Origin of the sequence: Rhodosalinus sp. K401 (genome assembly GCF_041365735.1) — a bacterium.
Taxonomy (GTDB): domain Bacteria; phylum Pseudomonadota; class Alphaproteobacteria; order Rhodobacterales; family Rhodobacteraceae; genus Rhodosalinus.
Genome location: NZ_JBGFSI010000009.1, coordinates 34,498 through 55,992 on the forward strand (window position 1 = coordinate 34,498; position 21,495 = coordinate 55,992).

At 64.5% G+C, this 21,495-nt stretch carries 21 protein-coding genes and 1 tRNA gene; 13 read left to right on the forward strand and 9 right to left on the reverse strand.

Features of this window, described 5'->3' with window-relative positions:
- Nucleotides 1–35: 35 nt before the first annotated feature.
- Both AB6A66_RS11365 and AB6A66_RS11370 read left to right on the forward strand, forming a co-directional pair.
- On the forward strand, nt 36–956 hold the full coding sequence (locus AB6A66_RS11365) for a sulfotransferase (RefSeq protein ID WP_371055991.1): 921 nt from the start codon (nt 36–38) through the stop codon (nt 954–956).
- Nucleotides 957–1,913, forward strand: coding sequence for a glycosyltransferase family 2 protein (locus AB6A66_RS11370; protein WP_371055992.1), 957 nt, complete (start codon nt 957–959; stop codon nt 1,911–1,913).
- A 6-nt stretch (nt 1,914–1,919) separates the two neighbouring features.
- Here the strand turns inward: AB6A66_RS11370 and AB6A66_RS11375 are convergent, their stop codons facing one another.
- The 3 genes from AB6A66_RS11375 to AB6A66_RS11385 form a co-directional block, all read right to left on the reverse strand.
- Nucleotides 1,920–2,711 (reverse strand): hypothetical protein, encoded by a 792-nt coding sequence (locus tag AB6A66_RS11375; RefSeq protein ID WP_371055993.1) that lies wholly within the window; start codon nt 2,709–2,711, stop codon nt 1,920–1,922.
- Between the two features lie 636 nt (nt 2,712–3,347).
- The gene (locus AB6A66_RS11380) at nt 3,348–6,194 is read right to left on the reverse strand and encodes a PKD domain-containing protein (RefSeq protein ID WP_371055994.1); all 2,847 of its coding nucleotides are present in this window, start codon (nt 6,192–6,194) and stop codon (nt 3,348–3,350) included.
- A gap of 567 nt (nt 6,195–6,761) precedes the next feature.
- Entirely contained in the window at nt 6,762–7,433 is a 672-nt protein-coding gene (locus AB6A66_RS11385) for a VPLPA-CTERM sorting domain-containing protein (protein WP_371055995.1), read from the reverse strand.
- A 206-nt stretch (nt 7,434–7,639) separates the two neighbouring features.
- Between AB6A66_RS11385 and AB6A66_RS11390 the strand changes: the two genes are divergently transcribed.
- The 3 genes from AB6A66_RS11390 (at nt 7,640) to AB6A66_RS11400 (ending at nt 11,126) form a co-directional block, all read left to right on the forward strand.
- Complete coding sequence (locus AB6A66_RS11390) at nt 7,640–8,995, forward strand: IS1380 family transposase (protein WP_371055997.1); 1,356 nt, start codon at nt 7,640–7,642, stop codon at nt 8,993–8,995.
- A gap of 530 nt (nt 8,996–9,525) precedes the next feature.
- Nucleotides 9,526–10,737: a class I SAM-dependent methyltransferase gene (locus tag AB6A66_RS11395; protein ID WP_371055998.1), complete on the forward strand. Its 1,212-nt coding sequence runs from the start codon at nt 9,526–9,528 to the stop codon at nt 10,735–10,737.
- A gap of 206 nt (nt 10,738–10,943) precedes the next feature.
- Complete coding sequence (locus AB6A66_RS11400; protein WP_371056000.1) at nt 10,944–11,126, forward strand: hypothetical protein; 183 nt, start codon at nt 10,944–10,946, stop codon at nt 11,124–11,126.
- Nucleotides 11,127–11,232: 106 nt separating this feature from the next.
- Here the strand turns inward: AB6A66_RS11400 and AB6A66_RS11405 are convergent, their stop codons facing one another.
- The 3 genes from AB6A66_RS11405 to AB6A66_RS11415 all read right to left on the reverse strand — a co-directional run bounded on the left by AB6A66_RS11405 (nt 11,233) and on the right by AB6A66_RS11415 (nt 13,439).
- Nucleotides 11,233–11,838 carry a VPLPA-CTERM sorting domain-containing protein gene (locus tag AB6A66_RS11405; protein ID WP_371056001.1) on the reverse strand — a complete coding sequence of 202 codons (606 nt, stop codon included), beginning with the start codon at nt 11,836–11,838 and terminating at the stop codon, nt 11,233–11,235.
- Between the two features lie 452 nt (nt 11,839–12,290).
- Nucleotides 12,291–13,019, reverse strand: a complete 729-nt coding sequence (locus tag AB6A66_RS11410; protein WP_371056002.1) for a VPLPA-CTERM sorting domain-containing protein — start codon at nt 13,017–13,019, stop codon at nt 12,291–12,293.
- Nucleotides 13,020–13,355: 336 nt separating this feature from the next.
- Nucleotides 13,356–13,439, reverse strand: a tRNA-Leu gene (locus AB6A66_RS11415).
- Between the two features lie 123 nt (nt 13,440–13,562).
- Between AB6A66_RS11415 and AB6A66_RS11420 the strand changes: the two genes are divergently transcribed.
- From AB6A66_RS11420 to grxD, 5 genes are all read left to right on the forward strand, one after another.
- Nucleotides 13,563–14,141, forward strand: coding sequence for a YqaA family protein (locus AB6A66_RS11420; protein ID WP_371038494.1), 579 nt, complete (start codon nt 13,563–13,565; stop codon nt 14,139–14,141).
- Complete coding sequence (locus AB6A66_RS11425; protein ID WP_371056003.1) at nt 14,138–14,608, forward strand: disulfide bond formation protein B; 471 nt, start codon at nt 14,138–14,140, stop codon at nt 14,606–14,608. The genes AB6A66_RS11420 and AB6A66_RS11425 overlap by 4 nt, the downstream gene beginning before the upstream one ends.
- A gap of 193 nt (nt 14,609–14,801) precedes the next feature.
- Entirely contained in the window at nt 14,802–15,044 is a 243-nt protein-coding gene (locus tag AB6A66_RS11430) for a BolA/IbaG family iron-sulfur metabolism protein (protein ID WP_371056004.1), read from the forward strand.
- Between the two features lie 7 nt (nt 15,045–15,051).
- Nucleotides 15,052–15,330, forward strand: a complete 279-nt coding sequence (locus tag AB6A66_RS11435) for a hypothetical protein (protein ID WP_371056005.1) — start codon at nt 15,052–15,054, stop codon at nt 15,328–15,330.
- Nucleotides 15,327–15,689 carry a Grx4 family monothiol glutaredoxin gene (gene grxD / locus AB6A66_RS11440; RefSeq protein ID WP_371056006.1) on the forward strand — a complete coding sequence of 121 codons (363 nt, stop codon included), beginning with the start codon at nt 15,327–15,329 and terminating at the stop codon, nt 15,687–15,689. Before AB6A66_RS11435 ends, grxD begins: the two co-directional genes overlap by 4 nt.
- Before the next feature lie 25 nt (nt 15,690–15,714).
- On the opposite strand, the gene AB6A66_RS11445 is transcribed toward grxD, so the two are convergent.
- Both AB6A66_RS11445 and AB6A66_RS11450 read right to left on the reverse strand, forming a co-directional pair.
- Nucleotides 15,715–16,335 carry a cell division protein ZapA gene (locus tag AB6A66_RS11445; RefSeq protein WP_371056007.1) on the reverse strand — a complete coding sequence of 207 codons (621 nt, stop codon included), beginning with the start codon at nt 16,333–16,335 and terminating at the stop codon, nt 15,715–15,717.
- A complete protein-coding gene (locus AB6A66_RS11450) occupies nt 16,335–16,907 on the reverse strand; it encodes a hypothetical protein (protein WP_371056008.1) in 573 nt (190 codons plus the stop codon). The genes AB6A66_RS11445 and AB6A66_RS11450 overlap by 1 nt, the downstream gene beginning before the upstream one ends.
- Before the next feature lie 219 nt (nt 16,908–17,126).
- On the opposite strand from AB6A66_RS11450, the gene tkt reads away from it, so the two are divergent.
- Nucleotides 17,127–19,142 (forward strand): transketolase, encoded by a 2,016-nt coding sequence (gene tkt / locus AB6A66_RS11455; RefSeq protein WP_371056009.1) that lies wholly within the window; start codon nt 17,127–17,129, stop codon nt 19,140–19,142.
- A 3-nt stretch (nt 19,143–19,145) separates the two neighbouring features.
- On the opposite strand, the gene AB6A66_RS11460 is transcribed toward tkt, so the two are convergent.
- Entirely contained in the window at nt 19,146–20,120 is a 975-nt protein-coding gene (locus tag AB6A66_RS11460; protein WP_371056010.1) for a DUF808 domain-containing protein, read from the reverse strand.
- 211 nt (nt 20,121–20,331) lie between these two features.
- On the opposite strand from AB6A66_RS11460, the gene gap reads away from it, so the two are divergent.
- The gene (gene gap / locus AB6A66_RS11465) at nt 20,332–21,336 is read left to right on the forward strand and encodes a type I glyceraldehyde-3-phosphate dehydrogenase (protein ID WP_371056011.1); all 1,005 of its coding nucleotides are present in this window, start codon (nt 20,332–20,334) and stop codon (nt 21,334–21,336) included.
- A 13-nt stretch (nt 21,337–21,349) separates the two neighbouring features.
- Nucleotides 21,350–21,493, forward strand: a complete 144-nt coding sequence (locus AB6A66_RS11470; RefSeq protein ID WP_371056012.1) for a hypothetical protein — start codon at nt 21,350–21,352, stop codon at nt 21,491–21,493.
- Nucleotides 21,494–21,495 lie beyond the last annotated feature (2 nt).

A 21,495-nucleotide genomic window follows, 5' to 3' on the forward strand; every position in this document is an offset into this window, starting at 1 on the left:
TAACCCTGCGCATGTTTCAGAAAGGGTCGTTCTGAATGATACGTGTCTTTGTCGTGGGGTCTCCGCGAGCCGGAACAACAATCGTTCAGCGCGCGATCGCGGAGCATGGAAATTTGTTCACACACCCCGAAACACAATTCTTTATGAAGATGGTTGGAAATATCCATCCGCGAACTTATTCACGGAACCGGTTCCATGAAAAATTCTGGGCACGGCAAAAATACCGAACTCGCCAAGCGCTTAGGCTGTCAACACCGCGCGACTGGACGTTCCTGGGCTTTATTCCGGAAATTTTCAACAACCGACGGGTACCAATGCAAAAACTTGCGAACGCCTTCGTCCAAGGGTTCGATCGTATGGCCGCTGAACACAACCTTGCAGGGTGGATCGAGAAAACTCCTGAGCATCTTCATTACCTCGACGAAATTCACCGCTATGTCCCAGACGCGCGGATCGTCCACATCATCCGGGAAGGACGAGATGTGATCGCCTCGCGAAAAGACGCGGCAGAGGTTCACGGAGGACACTGGGACCAGTTCTACTCAGACCTTTTCTGGAATGTCGACCGCCAGAACACCGATATCGCCAGAAGCGCTGAATATGTCGATGACGACAGGCATATCTTCGTGGATTACGATACGTTCTGCAATTGCACATCAGCGGCGCTTGAGGTGGTGCTCGAACATGTCGGTGCTACGGTATCGACACCGGGCGCTCCGAAAACGGCCCCACAACGTTTCAACATAGCCGAGGAAACCGAGCCATGGAAGGCCGGTGCCGTTGATGGAGCCGTGGAGAAATCGACGTCAAAATGGGTTCAGGTATTTTCCGAAGAAGAACGCACGACCGCAGAAGCGCTTCTGGCGCCGCTTCCAGAACGCTTGGCGCACAAGCTTAAGGAGTTCAATCAGTGCGTTCTCGCGCTGGAAAGACTATGGTCTGAAAAGGAGAAATGAGTGGTCACGGTCTCGGTCATCATCCCCACATACAACCGAGCTCATTGCGTGTGCGAGGCGATCGACAGCGTACTCTCCCAAGACCCCTCGGCCGACGAAATAATCGTGGTCGATGATGGCTCTACAGATGCAACTCTCGACGTCCTTTCCGGCTATGGCGACGGTATCACTGTCCTGCGTCAAGAGAATGCAGGCGCAGCCTCGGCCCGCAACGCCGGGATACGGCATGCGCAAGGGGAATGGATCACTTTCCTGGACTCTGACGATACTTGGTATCCTGGCCGCTTGGAAGTCCTACACCGAGATCTCGCGAATGCAGCCCCGGACACCGTCGGACACACGGGGGACTTGCTCTTCACCGGCTCCGGGCCAGATAAAAGACTTTTTGAAATTCGTATGTGGAACTTTCCGAAACATCGCGCTTCTCGAGAAAACAACTTTTTGCCAAGAGCATTGTTAGGAATATCTCCCATTACCACGGCTTTAAGACGGGATGTCGTGATAAAAGCTGGTGGATTTAATGACGCTTTGCGTATCTATGAGGACATGGCGCTCTTTTCTATTGCTGCGCTTAGCGGTCCATGGCTGATCACTGGTGATGTTCTTGGTGAGGGGCGTCGTTTGGCCGACGATACCGATGCGCTGACCTTTATCGAAGTCAAGCATCCCATCGAAAATGCAATAGCCAAAGTGAAACTTACTTCGACGTTGCTGGAGCAGAAACTCACGCCAACTCAGAGGACTATGGCAAAGAAAGCGAACAGCGGAGCGCTCCTTCGCCTTGCCGCCGCAGAGGCACAAGAGAATACTGGGTCGCATCGGCAGACCGTAATTGCCTCAGCACGCCAACATCCCTCTGCCTTCAAGGGGTGGCTTAAGGCGCTTCCACCGCTCTTATTCGGTTGCGTCGGTTATCGTTTTGTCTTGCGCCGGAGCAACGGCTTTTCGCGAACATGATAATTTCTATTCATACCCCAACTCTAAAGCAATCTTCCTTGGATCCGGGCGCGGCCCGCTCAACGCCGCCCTTACACGCTTTCGCCGATTAACGCTCAAACGAAATCTGCGGATATCTTGCCAAACGAATTCCCAACCGCCTCGAGTTATGCATGTAACTGGCGTAGAAATAGGCAAACGATCGCGCCACTTGTTTTGCATATATTTGTAAGAGGCCGCAAACCCTCCTCGAACTGTCGCAACAGGAAGGCTGTTATGCACTACCGGAACGTCCACGACATAGGCGCCCTTACCAGATGCTATGGCTGTCTGCACAATATCTGTTCCATACAGATGAAAACTCGGCAAGTTTTCGTCAAATCGCAGCCCGCTATTTCGATTTACGACCAGCAACAGTTCATCAAGGGACTGCACCGGTATATGCGAATTAAACTTGGAACCAAGCTCTCGCTGAATGCCGGTATCCCAAACGCGCCCAACTCTTTTGCCCGCCAGGTCAATTCCGTAGAGGCCTATAACTGCCCAGCTGGGATCGTACTTCTCTAGCGCGTCAATTTTTTGACGAAGCTTGACCTCCCAATTTTCAGGCAGATACACATCCTGATGAGCAAAAATACAGATACGCGATTGAGTTTGGTTTAAGCCAACATTATAAGCAATTGAAGATGAAGGCTGACCATGTTTGACAATCAGACGAGCGGGGCTGCGCTGCAAAGCGGGTGATCGCGCGAGATTTTGCTCAAGCACGTCTATATTATTGACAGCCGCAATACAGCACCAATCCATCTCTTCTTTCATTTTTGCCCTGCAATTAATGCGTTAGCGCGCAAGTCACTTACCCGCAAATAGATCCGACAACCGTGCTTCAAAAGCTCTCCACCATCGTGGTTTCTTTGGACCGATTTTTCATTTAACGTCTAAGACAAATAAAGCGCTCGGATTTTTCTTGGTCAATAAATATGAAAAGTGCGTCTAACGCAACTGTCGTTAGTCCTGAACAGGCGCGCGCTGCCACTGAGGTTGTCCACCAACTGTGACCTGACCCTTGCGACATCCGTCACCGGAATGCGACATCGCCTCTTGCCGTCTACTCCTTCGCTCTCGAGCAGGGTCTACATCAGACTGAGGGTTCTCGCGGGCAGCGCGTCGGGCAATCGGGCACACGGGCAATCGCGTCGGGCGCTCGAGCGAACTGAGGGCTCTGCGCCCGGCGCGCTTGCGCCTCCAAACCCGGCCGGATACCGAAACTTCACTCGCGGACGCTCGTTATGACAGAGGAGCCTATGACAGAGGAGCCCACGGGGGGCAGGTCAACCTTCATATGTTTTCTGGTAAACATCGCTCCTGTAGTAAACCGGGCTCAAGCTTTTCGAAGTGGCGTCACAAGACAAAGCACCTTTGCGACAGATCGCCGGCGTAAGTTCGCTTGACTGCTTACGCAATCAGTATCCCGTCATCGACAAAAAGCGCCTCCGGCTGCAATTGGAGTTCACTCACGCTGCCCTCGAACCCGGGGTTGATCTTCGTGCCGACAAACCACTGAGGCGCGCCCACGCCCGAAATGTCGATGTCGGTTGCCTGTTCGTCGAACACGAGCTCTCCGTCGAGGATGACCTGGACACGGTCCGTCATCTCGTCGATGGCCACCCGCACATTGTGCTCCTCGGTGTCCGCAAGTCCGAGGTCGTGGATACGGAAGGGATCCGAGAATTCCCCGTCGGGCGAGGCGACATGCACGAAGAGGGAGTCGCCGAAGACACCGATGCCGAACTTCTCGTGGTTCCAGAAAATCCGTTCATAATCTTCGTCCGGATTGGTGCGCTGGAAACTGACCGACGCCGTGAGGGCCTCGGCGGTCTCGTACTCCACCAGACGTCCCAGCCTGGCGTAGTCGCCCTGCCCGTCGAACACGACCGCACTGGTGCCCGCCTCATCGGTCGTCACGAACGCGTCCCCGCGAAGCGACGATTTGGATGTTCCCAGCGCCGCGAAATCCAGCTCCCAGCCGTCGAGCTCAGGCAGAATGAGGCCGGCATCTTCTTCCTTCACGGCTTCCGGCGCAGGATCTTCCTCCAAGGCTTCCGGCGCAGGATCTTCTATTGTCCGAGAGTTTATTTCGGTTTCCGGCTCCAGGCTCGGCTCCTCGGTTTGGAGCTCAGGGTCGGATGCAGTTTCGCTTGGCACCGTCTGGGCGCTCGTGTCGGCGATTCCAGAGATGTCACCGGTAAATTCAGGATAAAGACGCGCCGTCGCGTCGAGGTCGAAGGCAAGTAGCTTTCCGTCGAAGCTCGCGTTTCCCCAACTGCCGCCGAACGCAAGACCCCAATGCGCCATGGGCGGCATCACGCCCTCGATCTGGGCGGCGGCGGCGAACTGACCGTCAACAATGATCTGCACAGTGTCGGTCGCACCGTCGAAGGCGACGGTAATATCATGCGGTTGTCCGTCATTCACTTGAATACCGGACTGGGATGGCGAAAACGTTCCAGCAGGCAACGTCGTCATCTTGACGTGATCACTATCAGTCGAGAGCTGAAAGTTGACATGCCCGTCCTGCGTAATTTGTAGCCCCAGAACAGTGTGCAAACCCAGCACCTCTCCTGAACTGCCAGGCGTGTCCGCGACGATTGTCATGGAGAGCGTAAAATCTTCCGTTCCGAAGAACCGGTCCAAGGCCTCTTTGGGAATTCCAATATTCGTACTGGATGACCCTATATCAAGGGCCTGCTGACCGTTGAAAGAGATTGAGGCCGTCTCCGTTCCCTCCACCGCTAAAGTCTCGCCATATCCTTGGCTCTCGAACGCTCCCGTTTCGGCATTGAAGGCCAGTACATCCTGACCGGGCACCGCAATCGTACCCTGCGTGGACACCTCGGTGCCGTCAGACAACTTGACCGTAAGCGTTACCTGATGCGTCCCTGGGGTTTCGAACTCATGCTGCAGACGCGGCCCCGTGGCTCTTGTGCCGTCGCCGAAGTCCCACGTGAAGGTTGCCTCCGCATCGTTGATCTGGCCTGATGGCCCGTAAGTATGTGTCGCGTCAAAGACGAGGACGCCGGCATCATCCGGATCGCTCGTCACATCGAAGGCTGGAACCAACACTTCTGGCGTCGTGTCGAGCTGCAGGCGGGACGCGCCGGCCCCAAGTTTCGCGACCAAACTCTCTGGATCGACAATAATGTCTTCGGACCTGCCACCCAGAGACGATGTCAGGAACTCGACCTCGTAGTATCCGGCAGCATTCGGGTCACGGTTCTGGACGATCGCATTCTCGGTAACGGTCCAGTCTGACTGATCTGTGAAGCCACTGATTGCGGCGGTCGCATTCTGCTCGATCGTCACGTTCGTGGAGGCGCTGGCCACGTTGATCCGGGGAATGAGGTCGGGATCCTCAACAGATAATACGGAGTTGTTCCGAACAGTCAGACCATTTGTGGCACCCACCGAGATTCCATGGGAATGGCTATTGAAAATAATGTTTTCCTCAATGAGGATATTTTGATAAAATACTTCGTCACCTGAACCGTCCTGCGCGGCCAATTCATTTCCCAGGAAGATCGATTGGGTCGTCGAGCCATCCCCAATATCGAGGGTGTTACCGCGGATGACGACATCACGACTGGCTACAGTTGTTCCGTAGCTCCACATTTGTATCATATCCGCGTGGTCCCCACTGTCGGGGGCAGTAATAAAATCGTGAATAAAGTTATTCTCGATCAGAATTGAAGAAACCTCAATTAGATTTATTCCATCCGAGCGTATGGAATGGATGTTATTATTCGAGATCGCTATATTTTGACTTTTATCAACAATCACTCCACGCGTCCAAGTCGTGAACTCATTGTCAGATATTAAAATATCGCTACTTGCACCAATACCCAAAGCATAGCCAGTGCCGTATCCATCGACGGCGTCGCTGACACCGGAAGCGAGGTCTCCCTCGAAGACCGAATTCTTGATGGTGACGCTCTCAGAGCTTTTGATCCTAAAAGGGCGTGCCCAGTCCGCAGCACCCTCCGGGGCCGTATAGTCGAATAGGAGGTTGTCGATCGTCAGGTTCGAAACTCCGTTCAGCGTCATCTGTGTAAACGTGGCCACGTTCCCCGGATCGGCCGAGGTGATCGTCACCGGTGCGTCGTAGGTAATGTCGAAGCCGGAGTTGGCGCTCAGGTCGAGCGTGTACTCCCCCGCCGCGAGTTCGATCCGGTCGCCGCCGGTGGCGCGGGACAGGGCGTCGTAAAGGTCCTCGGTCGAAGACACCGTGAAAGTCGTCGCAGACATGGCTTACCCCTCAGCCGCCCAACAGCGGTCATTCCGTGCACAATGTGCCCCCGAACGACAGGAACAGGACAAGAGCGGCAACAACGGGGCCCGTTTATGGCGAAACCCGGACGCGTCTCCGACGCAAACCGAGCCGGCATCCGGCGCTCGCGTGGCGGCGCGGATGCGCCTGCGGGTCTGGCGTCGGCGTGTTCGGGGATCTTCGCCGGTCGTCGTGACAGAGGTAACAGACGCCCCCGCGGGCGCGAGGGGGCCCATGCGATCACGAGCGGCGATCCGCAAGGCGCGCGGGCCGCGTCGGCAGCCCGCTGCCGATCCGGTGTCATGTGGCGGAAAAGGCGGTTGCGCCTCGCGCGCTGCTCCATCGAAGCCGCGGCGCGAGTCCCCCCGGGACCTGCGGATCGCGGGTGCTGACGCGGGTTGCGCCCCTGCCCATGGCGTGTCCCAGGGCGGCCGGGGGTCGTGCGTCATGTGGCGCGGGTGCCGGCCTCGGCGCGCGCGGTGCCGCTCACAAGAAAAAGGCGCCCCGGGGGGCGCCTTCCCGTGTTTCCGATAGGTTTCTCGCGCTCAGGCGGTGCGGCGACGGCCCACCGCGGCGAGACCGCCGAGCCCGGCCAGAAGCAGGAGCGCGCTCGCCGGAAGCGGCACGACCGTGGCGTCGATCTCGAGGATCGACGGGTTGCCGTTGGCCGCGGCGTAGATCAGCGTGAAGTCCCCCGCGTCGGCGGTGAAATCGGTATTCTCTTCCGTCGTCGGGGGCGAACTGATGCCACCGGTGGAGTTCACGGCCGTCAGATAAACGCCGTCGTCATGCGTGATCGTGCCCGTAGCGGCGCCGGAGAAGCTGCCGATGAACTCGAAGAACGTCGTCGTGACGTAAGTGCCCTGGCTCAGAAGCGTGTTGTCCAGGAACGTCTGCGTTCCCGAGTCGATCGTGTAGGACCCGGAACTGCTGCTTTCGAGGAAATCGGAGATGTAGGTGGAATTGCTGTTCCCGCCGCCGATCCGGAAGTCGATCGTCCCGGTATAGGTCACGGTCGCGTCGAGCGTCTGCGCCGCAACGTTGGTTGGGGTGGCGGCAGAGTTCGTCTGCGTCACCGTCGAGGACGACCCGCCCGGATCATTGTCGGAAAAATTGTAGATGTTGATCTGGAACGTGCCGGTCAGCGTGGACGCCAGTGCCGGCGACGCCATTGCGGCGACGGCGATTGCGCTGGCAAGAAACGTGGTCTTGAACATGTTGCCCCCTATCCGAATTCGGTCACCGACACGCGAACCATGCCAGAACCATTACAATCTGAGTTTCGCAGGAAAACGGCTTTCGACACAAGGATTCTTTGCGCTTCTTGAGCCCACATTTCCCAAGTAAGGTGCTGATTTCGCTGTCATGATGGTGATATTTTGTTTATAAATCATGGCGTTGTCGGCTTCGAGGGACATGTTTCATGGATCACCCAGAGGGTGCGAGCCTGCAGCGGGCAGATCGGGTGGATTTCGACACTCGCGTGCGGCTGGAATTTCGAGGTGCGCAGCTCAGTTCGGATGGTGGCCTCCTGGTGATGCGGGAGATGGATGACGCGCTCGGGTTGTCCGATCTGGCGTCAGCGGCGCTGCGCGACACGCGACGCGGCAAGAACACGGTCCATCGTCTCGACGGGTTGTTCCGGCAATCGGTGTTCGGGCGGTTAGCCGGATACGAGGATGTGAATGACGCCGACCGCTTGGCCATTGACCCGGTCATGCGTCAGGTTGTGGGTGGCCGAGCGGTCGATGCGCAGGCGGCCTCGGCCTCACAGATGGGGCGGTTCGAGACCGAGACCCTCGCTCTGGCCGAGAACCGTGCCGCGCTGGCCGACCTGAACGGGCAATGGATTGACCGGTTCCATGACCGCAATGGGCTGAAGTACGTCGTGCTGGACATGGACAGCTCGGTCAGCCCGACCCATGGCGATCAGGAGGGCGCGGCCTGGAATGGGCATTTCGACTGCGCCTGCTATCACCCGAACTTTCTGTTCAACCAGTTCGGCATGCTGGAACGGTGCGCCCTGCGTAACGGCAACGTCCACAGCGCCGAGGGCTGGCGGGATGTCCTCGACCCCGTCATCGCCCGCTACGCGGGGCGCGACCTTGGCGGCCGGTTCTTCCGGGCCGATGCCGCCTACGCGATCCCGGCGATCTATGAGCGGCTGGAAGAAGCCCGGTTCTTCTACGCCATCCGGCTGCCTGCGAACAACGTCCTGCGCGAGAAGATCGCGCATCGGCTGACCCGACCCGTGGGGCGACCCTCGCCGACCAAGGTCAAGCGGTTCTACGAGGACTTCGAGTATCAGGCGGCGTCCTGGGACAAGCCGCGCCGCGTGGTCGCCAAGATCGAATGGCATCCGGGCGAGTTGTTCCCGCGTGTCGGCTTCATCGTCACCAACATGCCCATGGACCCGGACTGGGTGGTGCAGTTCTACAACCAGCGCGGCACCGCAGAGCAACACATCAAGGAAGGCAAATACGCCTTCCGCTGGACACGGCTGTCATGCCGGAAGTTTCGCGACAACGAGGTGCGGCTGCAACTGCACGCTCTGGCCTACAACCTGGCCACCATCTTGCGCTGCATCGAGCTGCCCGAGGCGATGGCCGACTGGTCATTGACCAGCCTGCAACTGAAGCTGATCAAGATCGGCGCCCGCGTTGTGCGTCACGCCCGCGCTATCACCTTCCAGCTGGCCGAGGTGGCCGTCACCGGCCCGATAGTCCGCGCCATCCTCGCCGCGATCCGCCGTCTTCGGGCGCCTCCGCTATGCGCATGACCGCCATCCAAGCCCAAACTGAACGAAAGCGGCAGGACAGGTCTGCCCGCTTCGCTGAAAAACACCGCCGTCGGGGCACAACACGGCGGCTTCGCGGGCCGATCTGCCCCGTTCCAGCGCCTTGCGCGCCCGACAACGCCGCTCAGGACGGAATATGCTTGTCCAGCGGTCGGATTCAGGCGACCTTCACGTCAGACGGCATGCCACTTGGGGAATGTCGGTTCGGATGGCTTCGCTCGACTCGTCCCGCGTTGAACCTGTAAAACAAGAATGGAAGCGCAAATGACCGGAGCAATGACCTCCGGCTTACGTGGCGTCGAAGACGGGGATTTGATAGTCTTCGTCGGCGCGGGTGGCGCTCCGTCGCGGTTGAACATCGTATTTCCGCATTTGCAGCACAGCATGAACGTGGACGCCGCGACCCCGACATCACCATGCCGTCACGGGATGGTTCAGACGTGGACTAACGCGGACGATCGCCGGCGGAGAAACTTCGTCTTTGAACCGAGGGGACCGCAGGAACGGATCAGATGAAGGCAGTGACGACGCCCGAGGGCCAGAGCGACCTGCCGCGCTACTTCGCGGCGGTCTTCGCGAAAGCGCGCGGGATGAAGGCAGGACGAATGACCTTCGTGCTGCCCGACGGGCGCCGGTTCCGCGCGGACGGCGCACGGCCCGGGCCCGTGGCCGAACTGCATGTGCATGATCCTTCCCTTTTCGCGCGGCTCATACGCGAAGGACAGCTGGGCTTCGCGGAGGCCTATCTGGAGGGCGGCTGGTCGACGCCCGACCTGCAGGCTTTCATGGATCTCGTGCGCGCCGCCGGCGACGACATCTATGACGGCTTCCCGGGCATGGGCCTGCTGCGGCTACTGGAGCGGGCGCGGCACCTGTTGCGCGACAACACCCGGTTTCAGGCGCGGCGCAACATCGCCGCCCACTACGACCTCGGGAACGACTTCTATCGGCTCTGGCTCGACGAGACGATGACCTATTCTTCTGCGAAGTTCACGACCGGGCAGGAAAGCCTCGAGGCGGCGCAGATCGCCAAGTACGCGAGCCTGATCGACGGAATGGGCGTCGCGTCGGGCGACCACGTGCTGGAGATCGGCTGCGGCTGGGGCGGCTTTGCCGAATACGCGGCCGCCGAGCGCGGACTGCGCGTCACCGGGCTGACCATAAGCCCGGCGCAGCACGACTACGCACGGGACCGGATCCGGCGCGCAGGCCTCGACGACCGTGTCGAGATCAGGCTCCAGGACTACCGCGACACGCGTGGCCGCTTCGACGGCATCGCCTCGATCGAGATGTTCGAGGCGGTCGGCGAGCGCCACTGGCCAACCTACTTCGAGACCGTCCGCGAGTGCCTGAAACCGGGGCGCAATGCGACCCTGCAGATCATCACGCTCCCGGACCGCCGCTGGGAGGCCTATCGCCGGGGTGTCGACTTCATCCAGAAATACATCTTTCCAGGCGGCATGCTACCCTCCCGCAGTGCGCTCCTTGCCGAGGTAGAGCGTGCCGGACTGAAGTTCGTCCATTCGGTCGACTTCGGCGAGAGCTACAGTCAGACGCTCCGCCGCTGGCATGAATCATTCAACGAAAACTGGAGCGAGATCGCCAGACAAGGTTTCGATGAGCGGTTCCGCAGGATGTGGAACTTCTATCTCACCTCCTGCGCTGCAGGTTTCGCGAGCGGAAATTGTGACGTGACGCAGGTCACCGTGGAACGGCCGGCTTGAGATGCCAATTGAGTGCCCCTGCGCCTATATCACTGCCCTATACTTTTCCCGCGCCCGCATGATCGCTTGGAAGCCGCGGGCAATCGTGCCCCAAGGTGCCACGACAGCATCGGTGCCGCGTCGGATCGCACATTGTCCGGGTGCTTGCGCGGCGGACCTGACAGAGATGAACCTGGTCGATCTTATCCCGTCCGGCGCAGGCGACGATGCTTAGCCGCTTCTACACACTCTGGGCCAGCCTGCTGGCCGGCTTCTGGTTCGTACCGACGCTCATGGCTGTCAGCGCAATAGGCTTGGCCATCGTCGCGCTCAACCTCGATGCAGGCCTGCCGGAAGAGAAGGCCCGGCAGTTCTGGCTCCACAGCGGCGGGCCGGGGGATGCACGTTGAGGGGTATTTCGCGCCGCGCCTGCCCCGGCGCCCGCAACGCCAAGGGGCGGCTTTCCAGCCGCCCCTTGATGCGATTTTCGATCGGGTGCGGTCGCACCGCGTTCCGTCAGGCGGGTTTGCGGCGGCGCAGCAGGCCGATGCCGACAAGGCCGGAGATCAGGAGCAGCCCGCCCGCCGGAACCGGGATCGGAACGCCGCCGTAGACCGAGACGTTCGAGAGTTCCCACTGCGTTATTCTGTCGCCGTCGCTGTCGACCGTCGCCCAGTCAATGTTGAAAACACTCTCACCTCCGGGGATTTCAATTGCAAACCAGGAGTCTTCGACGTTCGGGTTGCCGAATTTGAAGAGAACGGCGTAAGTTTGATAGGTGCCCGGATCGGTGAATTCGAATGTTCCGGTGGTGCCACCCCACAGTGTAGAGACACCTACTGGATCGAGAACACCGTTGAGTGCATCGTCGGAACCTTGCTCTTCCTTGGCAAGGAAGGTGAAGTTCGGCACGGCAGCCTCGAACGCGTTGTTCGCGGTCGCTTCGGTTCCGGAGGCAAGACACGAGAGGCCCACACTCATCGGGTTCGTCGTCGCTTCAAGGTACCGAGTGACGTCATCCCCTGCGACAGGCTCGGGACATGTCAGCGCCGCGGCAGGGCCGGCGAAAGACAGCGCGGCGACCGCCGCGGCCGCCAGGGATTTCCAATCGTAGAGTTTCATGTCTTGCCCTCCTCGGGCTGTACCATCTCGGATCCGGGCGCACCGGTCACCCGGAGACCATCATCGTAACGCCATGATCGTGCCACAATTGCGCCCGATCCGGAAGCGCGCCGAACGTTCCGCCCCGAAAAGCAACCACGGATTGCGGAACTGGCGCGAAATTCGGAACGGTCCCTCGCGCAAGGTTGCGATTGTCCACGCCGCGTCGGGGGCGAGGCCGGGCAGACGGCGCGTTCCGGGGTCTCATGGGCCTTCGCGGGCGGAGGCGATTCGCGACGCGAGGGGGGCTTGCCGGGGCCACGCCAACGGGAGTCGTGCCGACGGGCGCCGCCGGTCTGTCAGGGCGCCGCCCGGCAAGCGGGGCGCTCCCTGCCCGCGCGCCTGGCGCAAACGAGAAAGGCGGCCGAGAGGCGGCCGCCTTTCCGTAAAATCATGATCGCCTGATGCGCGGCTCAGGCCTTGCGGCGACGCCGGGCGACGGCGAGGCCGCCGAGCGCGCCCAGGAGCAGCACGCCGCCGGCCGGCAGCGGGATCGGCGCCATGGTCACGAGGTTCTGGCCGCCTTGCGTCGACTCCAGGTAGGTCAGCTGGTAGTTGCCCGTGTTCGCGCCGAATATCCCGTCGAGATAACCTTGCGCCGTGTTCCGCAGGCTTGAGCTCGCATTCGTCACGGTGAAATCGCCAGAGGCCAGATCGAACCCGGTGGACGACACGCTGTCCTCGAACACGACCTCCCAGAGCGCGAGCTGGAAGCCGGCGGACTGGTTGTCGTCCGAAAGGTCCACGCCCGCGTAAGCGGTATTGAAGAGCCTCTGAACGTCGCCGATCCGGTCGCTGATGTCTCCGGGCGAGGACGTGGTCGCCCCGATATACGGCGTCGTCGTGACCTCGTAATCTCCCCGCGTGCCGAGGTTGAGGTTGTTGAAGATGTCGAGGCAGAACGCCACGAAATCCCCCGCCGCATCGGTGTAGCTCGTGTTGGTGCTGTTCAGGGCGAAGGCCCCGGCGATCACGTTGGAGGACCCGGCGCCGCCAAACCCGCTGTCGTTCACCGACACATTGGCCGATCCGTTCGACCCGAACACGCTGTTCTCTTGCTGCGTGATCGTGTCCGCCTGCGCCGCACCCGCGACGAGCGTCGCGCCGGCTGCCAGCGCCATCAGGGACGTTCTCATACCCATACCAGTTCCTCCACATGGCCATACGCGCCACACTCGTGCCGCATTTACGACACGTTACCGCCGAATGCCCGCGCGGCGCAAGTCGTACGACTGCCGCGTTTACGATTGAGGAACAATACAGCCCTGAGGTGTGCTTCTTGCCGGATTTCGGGCGGCGCACGGGCGCATCGGGGCGACAAACCGCGCTTCGCGCGCGGATTGGATCGTCGAGCGCAACACTCGCGGCGGCGCGCGGTGTCGAATCACGGCCCGCCCCGGGCCCCCTGCGGACACGGTTCCCCGCGCCGGCCCGGCGCCCCTGCCGCGCCGCGCCGGTCGTCCTGCCGGGAAGGAGACTGGTGCCCAAGGCGAGACTCGAACTCGCACGGCCGAAGCCGGGGGATTTTGAATCCCCTGCGTCTACCATTCCGCCACTTGGGCCCGGCCCCGGTCTAGCCGCGCCGGGCGCGCGCGTCCAGTGGAGAGCCCGCGCTTGCGCTTGACCGGGCGCGCGGCGCGTGGTCTCTCGCGCCCCGTGACCGTAACGAGGGGACGCCGGCCGCCATGCTCCGCGGGCTTTACGACTGGACGCTGCGGCTCGCCGAGCATCCGCGCGCGCTCTGGGCGCTGGCGCTGGTCGCCTTCGCGGAAAGCTCGGTCTTTCCGATCCCGCCCGACATCCTGATGATCCCGATGATCCTCGCCCGCCCGTCGCGGGCCTGGCTGATCGCGGCGGTGGCGCTGCTGGCCTCGGTGGCGGGCGGGCTCGCGGGCTACGCCATCGGCGCCTTCGCCTACGACACGCTCGGCCGGCCGATCCTCGAGGCGCTCGGCAAGGAGGCGGCGATGGCCGCCTTCAACGACACCTTCAACGGCGTGGGGGTCTGGGCGGTGCTCGTGGCGGGCGTCACGCCCTTCCCCTACAAGGTCATCACCATCATGTCGGGGTGGACGGCGCTGCCGCTCGCGACCTTCATCGCGACCTCGGTGCTGGCCCGCGGGCTGCGGTTCTTCGTGCTGGCCGCCCTCCTGCGCGTCTACGGCGCGCCGATCCGCGACTTCATCGAGCGCCGGCTCGGGCTTGTCTTCACCCTCTTCGTCGTGCTCCTGATCGGGGGCTTCCTGGTGGTGAGGGTGATGTGAGCCGCACTTCTCTGGTCCTGGCCGCCGCCGGCGGCTCCGCCGCGCTCCTGGCCGCGGCCTTCGCCTTCCAGTATCTCGGCGGGCTCGCGCCCTGCGAACTCTGCCTCTGGCAGCGCTGGCCGCACGCGGCGGCGGTGGCGATCGGCGCCGCCGCGCTCGCCCGGCCCGGCGCGCTCCTGCCGCTGCTCGGCGCGGGCGCGGCGCTCGCCACCGGCGGGATCGGGCTTTACCACACCGGGGTGGAGCGCGGCTGGTGGGAGGGCCCCGCCGCCTGCGCGGGCGGCGGCGATCTCGCGCGCGTCTCGGTGGAGGAGCTGACCGCGCAGATCATGGCCGCGCCGCTGGTGCGCTGCGACGAGGTGGCCTGGCAGGTCCTGGGCCTCAGCATGGCGAGCTGGAACGCGCTCGCCGCCCTCGCCCTCGCGGCTTTGTGGCTGGCCGCCGCGCGCCGCGCGCGCGGCGCGTGAGCCGCCCGGCCGGGGTGGCGGGGGCGGCTCCGCTCCGCGCGCGCCCCGCCCCGTTCGCGACCGGCGCGACGCGCCCGCATCCCCCCTTGCCCGACCGTGTGCGCGGGGCACGCCGGGCGGGCCGCGCGGTCTCTTGCACGCCATGGACGGGCAGACTAAGTCTGAACCGGAACAGGAACGGGAGCCCGACCGAATGGCGATGCAGGCCCAGGAGATCGAGGAACTGATCCGTGCCACCTTCCCCGAGGCGCAGATCACGATCCGCGATCTCGCCGGAGACGGAAACCACTACGCCGCCGAGGTGATCGACGAGAGCTTTCGCGGGATGAACCGCGTTCAGCAGCAGCGCGCCGTCTACGCCGCGCTCAAGGGCAAGATGGACGGGTCGGCCGGCGAGTTGCACGCGCTGGCGCTGACCACAAAGGCGCCGGACTGAGCCGCCGATGCTCGAGTATCTGCCCTGGGTGGTCGTGAGCGCGTTCGGCGCGTTCTTCGGCTACGCGGCGGTCCACGAGATCCGCCACCGCAAGGTGCACGGTCCGCCCGAGAACGCGCGCGACGCCTTCGAGTTCGACGAGGAGGCGCCGAGCTACGAGGAACCGCCCGAGCCCGAGGAGGACGCCGAGGGCCCCGGGACGGACGAGGAGGGGACCGACGCCCCGACCGAGGACGACGCGACGGACGCCCCGGCGCGTGACCCTGACCGAGAGGACAAGCGATGACCGACGCCAAGACCCGCATCGAGGACACGGTGAAAGCCAACGACGTGGTGCTTTACATGAAGGGCACCAAGGAAATGCCGCAATGCGGCTTCTCCAGCCGCGTGGCCGGGGTGCTGACCTACATGAACGTGGATTTCGCGGACGTGAACGTGCTCGCCGACGAGGATATCCGGCAGGGCATCAAGGACTACTCCGACTGGCCCACCATCCCCCAGCTCTACGTCAAGGGGGAATTCGTGGGCGGCTGCGACATCATCACCGAGATGACGCTCTCGGGCGAGCTCGACCAGCTGCTCGAGGCCAACGGCGTGGCCTACGACAAGGACGCCGCCGAGAAGATCCGCGAAGCCAACGGCTGATCCCGCGGCACCGGGCGCCGGCGGGTCAGGCGCCCTCCGGCGGTCCGGTCCGCGCGGGGCCGTGCGCCGCCGCCTCTTCCGCCGCCCCCGTCGCCTCGGCCTCGACCGTGTCGGCCAGCGCCTCGGCGCGCGTGGCGAGCGCCGCCAGCATCTCCGTCACCTGATCGGGCGTGGCCCCGGCCGGCGCGGGCGCCGACGCCGAGGCGGCGCGCAGTTCTTCCAGTTCGGCCTCCTGCGCCGCGAGGCGGGCTTCGGCCGCCTGCAGACGCTCGGCGGCGGCCGCCGCGTCCGCGGGCTCGGGCCGGGCGCGCAGCTCTTCCAGCTCCGCCTCCTGCGCGGCGATCCGCGCCTCCGCATCGCGCAGGCGATCGTCCCGGGGCGCGGCGGCGCCCTCGGACCGCGCCTCCTGCCCGGCAAGCCGGTCCTCGGCCGCGCGCAGCCGGTCCTCGAGCCCCGCGGTCTTGTCTGCCAGCATCAGCCCCGCCATGAGCAGAAGCCGCGACTCCGGGATGCGCCCGATCTGGTTCACGAGGACGGTCGCCTCGTCGTCCAGAAGCTTCGCGGCGGCGTGAAGATAGGCTTCCTCGCCTTGCTGGCAGGCGACCTGGAAACTGCGGCCGCCGATCTGGATCGTCACTTCGGGCATCACATCCCCTCCCGTGCGCTGTCCGCGTCGGGGCGCGGCGCCCCTGCCCCGTCATCCGCGCCTGGCGCGGGGCGCTCGGCCTCGGCGATCAACGGGTCGAGCCGCGCGAGCACGGCCTGCATCTCCGCCGTCTCCGAGGCGCGCAGCGCGCGCAGCGCCTCGAGTTCGGCGACCATCGCGCCGTTGACGAGTTGCGGCTCGGCCAGCCCGGCCTCGTTCGCCTGCCGCAGCGCGGCATTGTTGTCGCGCAACTGCTGGTTCGCGCGGCGCAGGCGCTGCAATTCCTCGTCGAGCGCGGCCATGGCCGCGGCCTGCTCGGCCACCTGCGCCTCGAGCCGGGCCACGCGGGTCTCCTGGCGCTCCTTGATGGCGCGCACCCGCTCCTCGAGCTGGGCCGTGACCGCGCGCTCCTCCTCGAGAGCGGCACGCAGGCGCTCGGGCGCCTCGGTGTCGGCGGCGGGCTCCGGTTCCGGCACGGGCGCGGCGGCGCGGGCGGACAGCGCCTCGACGCCTCCGGCGATCCGGTCCATCGCGCGCGCGATGCGCCGCTCCAGGTCTTCGAGCTCGGCCATGCCCCTCGTCCTCCGTTACCGCGCCGGCCCGTCCGCGTTGTCCGCGAATCGGCGGATCCGGCCGCCCGCCCAAGTCTAACGTCCCGCAGCGGAAATTGCGCCCCCTGCCTTGTCAAGGGCTTATAGGCCGCGCTTGAACTTCCCCCATGCCTTGCTATTGAGGCGCCCAGAGGGTCGCGACCCCGCCCGAAAGCCAGCCCGAAAAGGACGAGAGCCCCCGTGGACATAGACGCGCTTCGCACCGCCCACCCCGACCACTGGAGGCGCGCCTGCGCCATCCGCGCGCTCACGCTCGACGCCGTGGCCACCGCGAACTCGGGCCATTCCGGCATGCCCATGGGCATGGCCGACGTGGCCACGGTGCTCTTTTCCCGGCACCTCAAATTCGACGCCGCGCATCCCGACTGGGCCGACCGCGACCGCTTCATCCTGTCGGCGGGCCACGGATCGATGCTGCTTTACGCGCTGCTCTACCTCACCGGCTCGCCCGAGATCACCCTCGAGGAGATCCGGAACTTCCGGCAATGGGGCGCGCGGACCGCGGGGCACCCCGAGAACTTCCTCGCGCAGGGCATCGAGACGACGACCGGCCCGCTCGGCCAGGGCCTCGCGAATTCGGTGGGCTTCGCCATCGCGGAGGAGGCGCTGCGCGCGCGCTTCGGCAAGAAGATCGTCGATCACCACACCTACTGCATCGCCGGCGACGGCTGCCTGATGGAAGGCGTCAGCCAGGAGGCGCTCACGCTTGCCGGCCGGCAGGAACTCTCGCGCCTGATCGTCTTCTTCGACGACAACGAGATCACCATCGACGGCAAGGTGAGCCTTGCCGACCGCACCGATCAGCTCGCCCGCTTCGCGGCCTCGGGCTGGCACGTGCAGGAGGTGGACGGCCACGACCCCGAGGCGATCGACCGCGCGATCGAGACCGCCAAGGCCGCGCCGCACCCCTCGCTCATCGCCTGCAAGACGCACATCGCGCTCGGCTCCTCCGCGCAGGACACCGCCAAGGGGCACGGCGCGCTCACCGACCCGCAGCTCGTCGCCGACACCAAGGCCGCCTATGGATGGACTGAGGACGCCTTCGAGGTGCCGGCCGAGATCAAGGGATGGTGGGAAGAGGTCGGCCGCCGCGGCGCCGCCCATCGCACCGCGTGGCAGGAGCGGCTCGACGCGCTCGGCGCCGGCAAGCGCGCCGAATTCGACCGGATGCAGGCGGGAGACGCGCCGAAGCGGCTCGCCGCCACGATCCGCGCGCTCAAGAAGCAGGCCGCGGAGGCGCATCACAAGGTCGCCACCCGCAAGGCGTCCGAGATGGTGCTCGAGGTGGTGAACCCGATCATGCCCGAGACGATCGGCGGCTCGGCGGACCTCACCGGCTCCAACAACACGATGACCCACGATCTGGGCGTGTTCGACACCGACAACCGCAAGGGCCGCTACCTCCATTACGGCATCCGCGAGCACGCCATGGCGGCGGCGATGAACGGGATGGCGCTGCACGGGGGCATCCGCCCCTACGGCGGCACCTTCATGGTGTTCACCGACTACGCGCGCCCCGCGATCCGGCTTTCGGCGCTGATGCGCCAGCCGGTCGTCTACGTGATGACGCATGACTCCATCGGGCTCGGCGAGGACGGGCCGACGCACCAGCCCGTCGAGCACCTGGCGATCCACCGCGCCACGCCCAACACCCGCCTCTTCCGCCCCGCCGACGTGGTGGAGACGGCCGAGGCGTGGGAGCTCGCGCTGACCGCCACCGCGACGCCCTCGGTGCTCGCGCTCTCGCGGCAGGGGCTTCCCGCCGTGCGGCTCGAGCACAAGACCCGGAACCTGTCGGCGCAGGGCGCCTACGTCCTCGCCGAGGCCGAGGGCAAGCGTCAGGCGATCCTGATCGCCACCGGCTCGGAGGTGCATGTGGCGCTCGCCGCCCGCGACATGCTTCAGGACGAGGGGATCGGCACGCGGGTTGTGTCGATGCCCTGCATGGAGCTTTTCGCCGCGCAGGACGAAGCCTACCGCAAGCGCGTGCTGCCCGCCGGCCCGGTCCGCGTCGCGGTCGAGGCGGGCGTCCGGCAAGGCTGGGACCGCTGGCTGCTGGGCGAGCGCGGGCGCGAGAAGAAGGCCGGTTTCGTGGGCATGGACAGTTTCGGCGCCTCGGCGCCGGCGAAGGTGCTGTTCGAGGAGTTCGGCATCACCGCCGAGGCGGTGGCGGAACGGGCCAGGGCGCTGCTCTGAGCGTCACTCCCCGACCCCGGCGCCGCCGAAGAGCCCGAAGAGCGGCTCGACGACGCGTGCCACGACGGGGATGAGCGCAAGGCCGATGCCAAGACCCAGCACGCCGTCGATGAGCGCGGTCACACCCCACTCGCCGGCGGCGTGCAGCCCGTCGGGCAGCGGATGCGCCACGGCCGCGGCGACGGCATGGATGAGATGCGCGGGCCCGGCCACGCCCATCTCCTCCAGGCTGTGCACCACGATCGAACCGCCCACCCAGAGCATCGCGGCCGTGCCCACCACCATCAGCGCCTTGAGAAAGCCCGGCATCCCCTTCACGATCCCCCGCCCCGCCGCGCGGGTGACGCCGAGCCGGCCATGCTTGGCCATGGCGAGGCCCATGTCGTCGGCCTTCACGATGAGCGCCACCGCCCCGTAGACGAGCGCGGTGATGCCCACGGCGATGAGCGCGAGGGTGGCCGCCTCCATCCACAAGGCGCTCTCGGGGATCGCGGCGAGCGCGATGGTCATGATCTCGGCCGACAGGATGAAGTCCGTCTTGATCGCGCCCTTCGCCTTCTTTTCCTCGAGATGGGCGGGATCCACCGTCTCGTGGGCCCTCGCGGCATGCTCCACCGCGTGGGGCGCGACGGCGTGCACCACCTTCTCCGCGCCTTCGAAGCACAGGTAGAAGCCGCCCAGCATCAGAAGCGGCGCGATGAGCCAGGGCGCGAAGGCCGACAGCAGCAGCCCCGCCGGCAGCAGGATGAGGAGCTTGTTGCGCAGAGAGCCCTTGGTGATGCGCCAGACGATGGGCAGTTCCCGCGAGGGATGGAAGCCGCGCATGTATTTCGGCGTCACCGCGGCGTCGTCGATCACCGCGCCCATCGCCTTGGAGCCGGCCTTGACCGCCTGCCCCGCGACATCGTCGAGCGAGGCTGCCGCCACCTTGGTGAGCGCCGCGACATCGTCGAGCAATGCGAGAAGACCGCCAGCCATGCCCCTGTTCCTTCCACCCGGTCGCCACGCCTTGCGCGTGACAGACCGAGGGATACCCGACGGCACGCCGGCACGCCACCCGGTCCGTTAGCGCAATCACACCGGGCGCGGCAACTTTTATCGCTAACACCGCGACATGAAAGGCCGGTTTCCTTTGCCGTGCCGCCGCCGCGGGGCTATGAGGCGCGCAATCGCCACGCAGGAGGGGACCATGACCGTCACGCTCGGGATCAACGGATTCGGCCGCATCGGACGCTGCACGCTCGCGCATATCGTCGAAGCCGCGCGCAACGACGTCGAGGTGGTGAAGATCAACGCGACCGGCCCGATCGAGACGAACGCCCATCTGCTGCGCTACGACAGCGTGCACGGCCGCTTCGGCCAGGAGGTCCGGGTCGAGGGCGACACGATGGATGTGGGGCGCGGCCCGATGAAGGTGTTCTCCACCTACGATCCCTCCGATCTCGACTGGGAGGGCGTGGACGTGGTGCTGGAGTGCACCGGGCAGTTCAACGACGGCGAGACGTCGCGCGTCCACCTGGAGCGCGGCGCGAAGAAGGTGCTGATCTCCGCGCCGGCGAAGAACGTGGACCGGACGGTGGTCTTCGGCGTCAACCACCGCGATCTCCGGGCGGAGGAGCGGATGATCTCGAACGGCTCCTGCACCACCAACTGCCTGGCGCCGCTCGCCAAGGTGCTGCACGAGGCCATCGGGATCGAGCGGGGCGTGATGACGACGATCCATTCCTACACCGGCGACCAGCCGACGCTCGACCGGCGCCACAAGGATCTCTACCGCGCCCGCGCCGCGGCGCTCGCCATGATCCCGACCTCCACCGGCGCGGCGAAGGCGCTGGGCGAGGTGCTGCCCGATCTCGCCGGGCGGCTCGACGGGACCGCGATGCGGGTGCCCACGCCGAATGTCTCGGCGGTGGATCTCACCTTCGAGGCGGCGCGCGACGTGACGGAAGAGGAGGTGAACGAGATCGCCGCCCGGGCCGCCGCGGGCCACATGGGCGCGGTGCTCGCCTTCGATCCCGAACCCAAGGTGTCGGTCGACTTCAACCACACCACCGCGTCGTCGATCTTCGCGCCCGACCAGACGAAGGTCGTGGGCCGGCGCCTGGTGCGCGTGCTGGCCTGGTACGACAACGAATGGGGCTTTTCCGCGCGCATGGCGGACGTGGCCGCGGTGATGGGCCGGCTCTCGGTCTGACGGGACGGGGGCGATGACCAACGGGGCCGCGCTCGTTCTCGCCGTGCTCGTCCTGGGCGCCGTTGCGGCGGACCAGGTCTGGAACGGCGGCGCGGCGCTCGTCTTTCTGATGCAGAGGTTCCTGGACCTGCTGGACTGGCTCGCCTTCTGGCGCTGAGC

What these genes read in the sequence shown, in the direction of transcription:
- AB6A66_RS11430 (WP_371056004.1), top strand. Translation starts at nt 14,802, where the DNA reads ATGGCGATGCAGGCCCAGGAGATCGAGGAACTGATCCGTGCCACCTTC.
- AB6A66_RS11435 (WP_371056005.1), top strand. Translation starts at nt 15,052, where the DNA reads ATGCTCGAGTATCTGCCCTGGGTGGTCGTGAGCGCGTTCGGCGCGTTC.
- AB6A66_RS11365 (WP_371055991.1), top strand. Translation starts at nt 36, where the DNA reads ATGATACGTGTCTTTGTCGTGGGGTCTCCGCGAGCCGGAACAACAATC.
- AB6A66_RS11400 (WP_371056000.1), top strand. Translation starts at nt 10,944, where the DNA reads ATGCTTAGCCGCTTCTACACACTCTGGGCCAGCCTGCTGGCCGGCTTC.
- AB6A66_RS11445 (WP_371056007.1), bottom strand. Translation starts at nt 16,335, where the DNA reads ATGCCCGAAGTGACGATCCAGATCGGCGGCCGCAGTTTCCAGGTCGCC.
- AB6A66_RS11390 (WP_371055997.1), top strand. Translation starts at nt 7,640, where the DNA reads ATGGATCACCCAGAGGGTGCGAGCCTGCAGCGGGCAGATCGGGTGGAT.
- AB6A66_RS11385 (WP_371055995.1), bottom strand. Translation starts at nt 7,433, where the DNA reads ATGTTCAAGACCACGTTTCTTGCCAGCGCAATCGCCGTCGCCGCAATG.
- AB6A66_RS11405 (WP_371056001.1), bottom strand. Translation starts at nt 11,838, where the DNA reads ATGAAACTCTACGATTGGAAATCCCTGGCGGCCGCGGCGGTCGCCGCG.
- AB6A66_RS11470 (WP_371056012.1), top strand. Translation starts at nt 21,350, where the DNA reads ATGACCAACGGGGCCGCGCTCGTTCTCGCCGTGCTCGTCCTGGGCGCC.
- AB6A66_RS11380 (WP_371055994.1), bottom strand. Translation starts at nt 6,194, where the DNA reads ATGTCTGCGACGACTTTCACGGTGTCTTCGACCGAGGACCTTTACGAC.
- AB6A66_RS11410 (WP_371056002.1), bottom strand. Translation starts at nt 13,019, where the DNA reads ATGGGTATGAGAACGTCCCTGATGGCGCTGGCAGCCGGCGCGACGCTC.
- grxD (WP_371056006.1), top strand. Translation starts at nt 15,327, where the DNA reads ATGACCGACGCCAAGACCCGCATCGAGGACACGGTGAAAGCCAACGAC.
- AB6A66_RS11450 (WP_371056008.1), bottom strand. Translation starts at nt 16,907, where the DNA reads ATGGCCGAGCTCGAAGACCTGGAGCGGCGCATCGCGCGCGCGATGGAC.
- AB6A66_RS11420 (WP_371038494.1), top strand. Translation starts at nt 13,563, where the DNA reads ATGCTCCGCGGGCTTTACGACTGGACGCTGCGGCTCGCCGAGCATCCG.
- AB6A66_RS11460 (WP_371056010.1), bottom strand. Translation starts at nt 20,120, where the DNA reads ATGGCTGGCGGTCTTCTCGCATTGCTCGACGATGTCGCGGCGCTCACC.
- AB6A66_RS11375 (WP_371055993.1), bottom strand. Translation starts at nt 2,711, where the DNA reads ATGAAAGAAGAGATGGATTGGTGCTGTATTGCGGCTGTCAATAATATA.
- AB6A66_RS11395 (WP_371055998.1), top strand. Translation starts at nt 9,526, where the DNA reads ATGAAGGCAGTGACGACGCCCGAGGGCCAGAGCGACCTGCCGCGCTAC.
- gap (WP_371056011.1), top strand. Translation starts at nt 20,332, where the DNA reads ATGACCGTCACGCTCGGGATCAACGGATTCGGCCGCATCGGACGCTGC.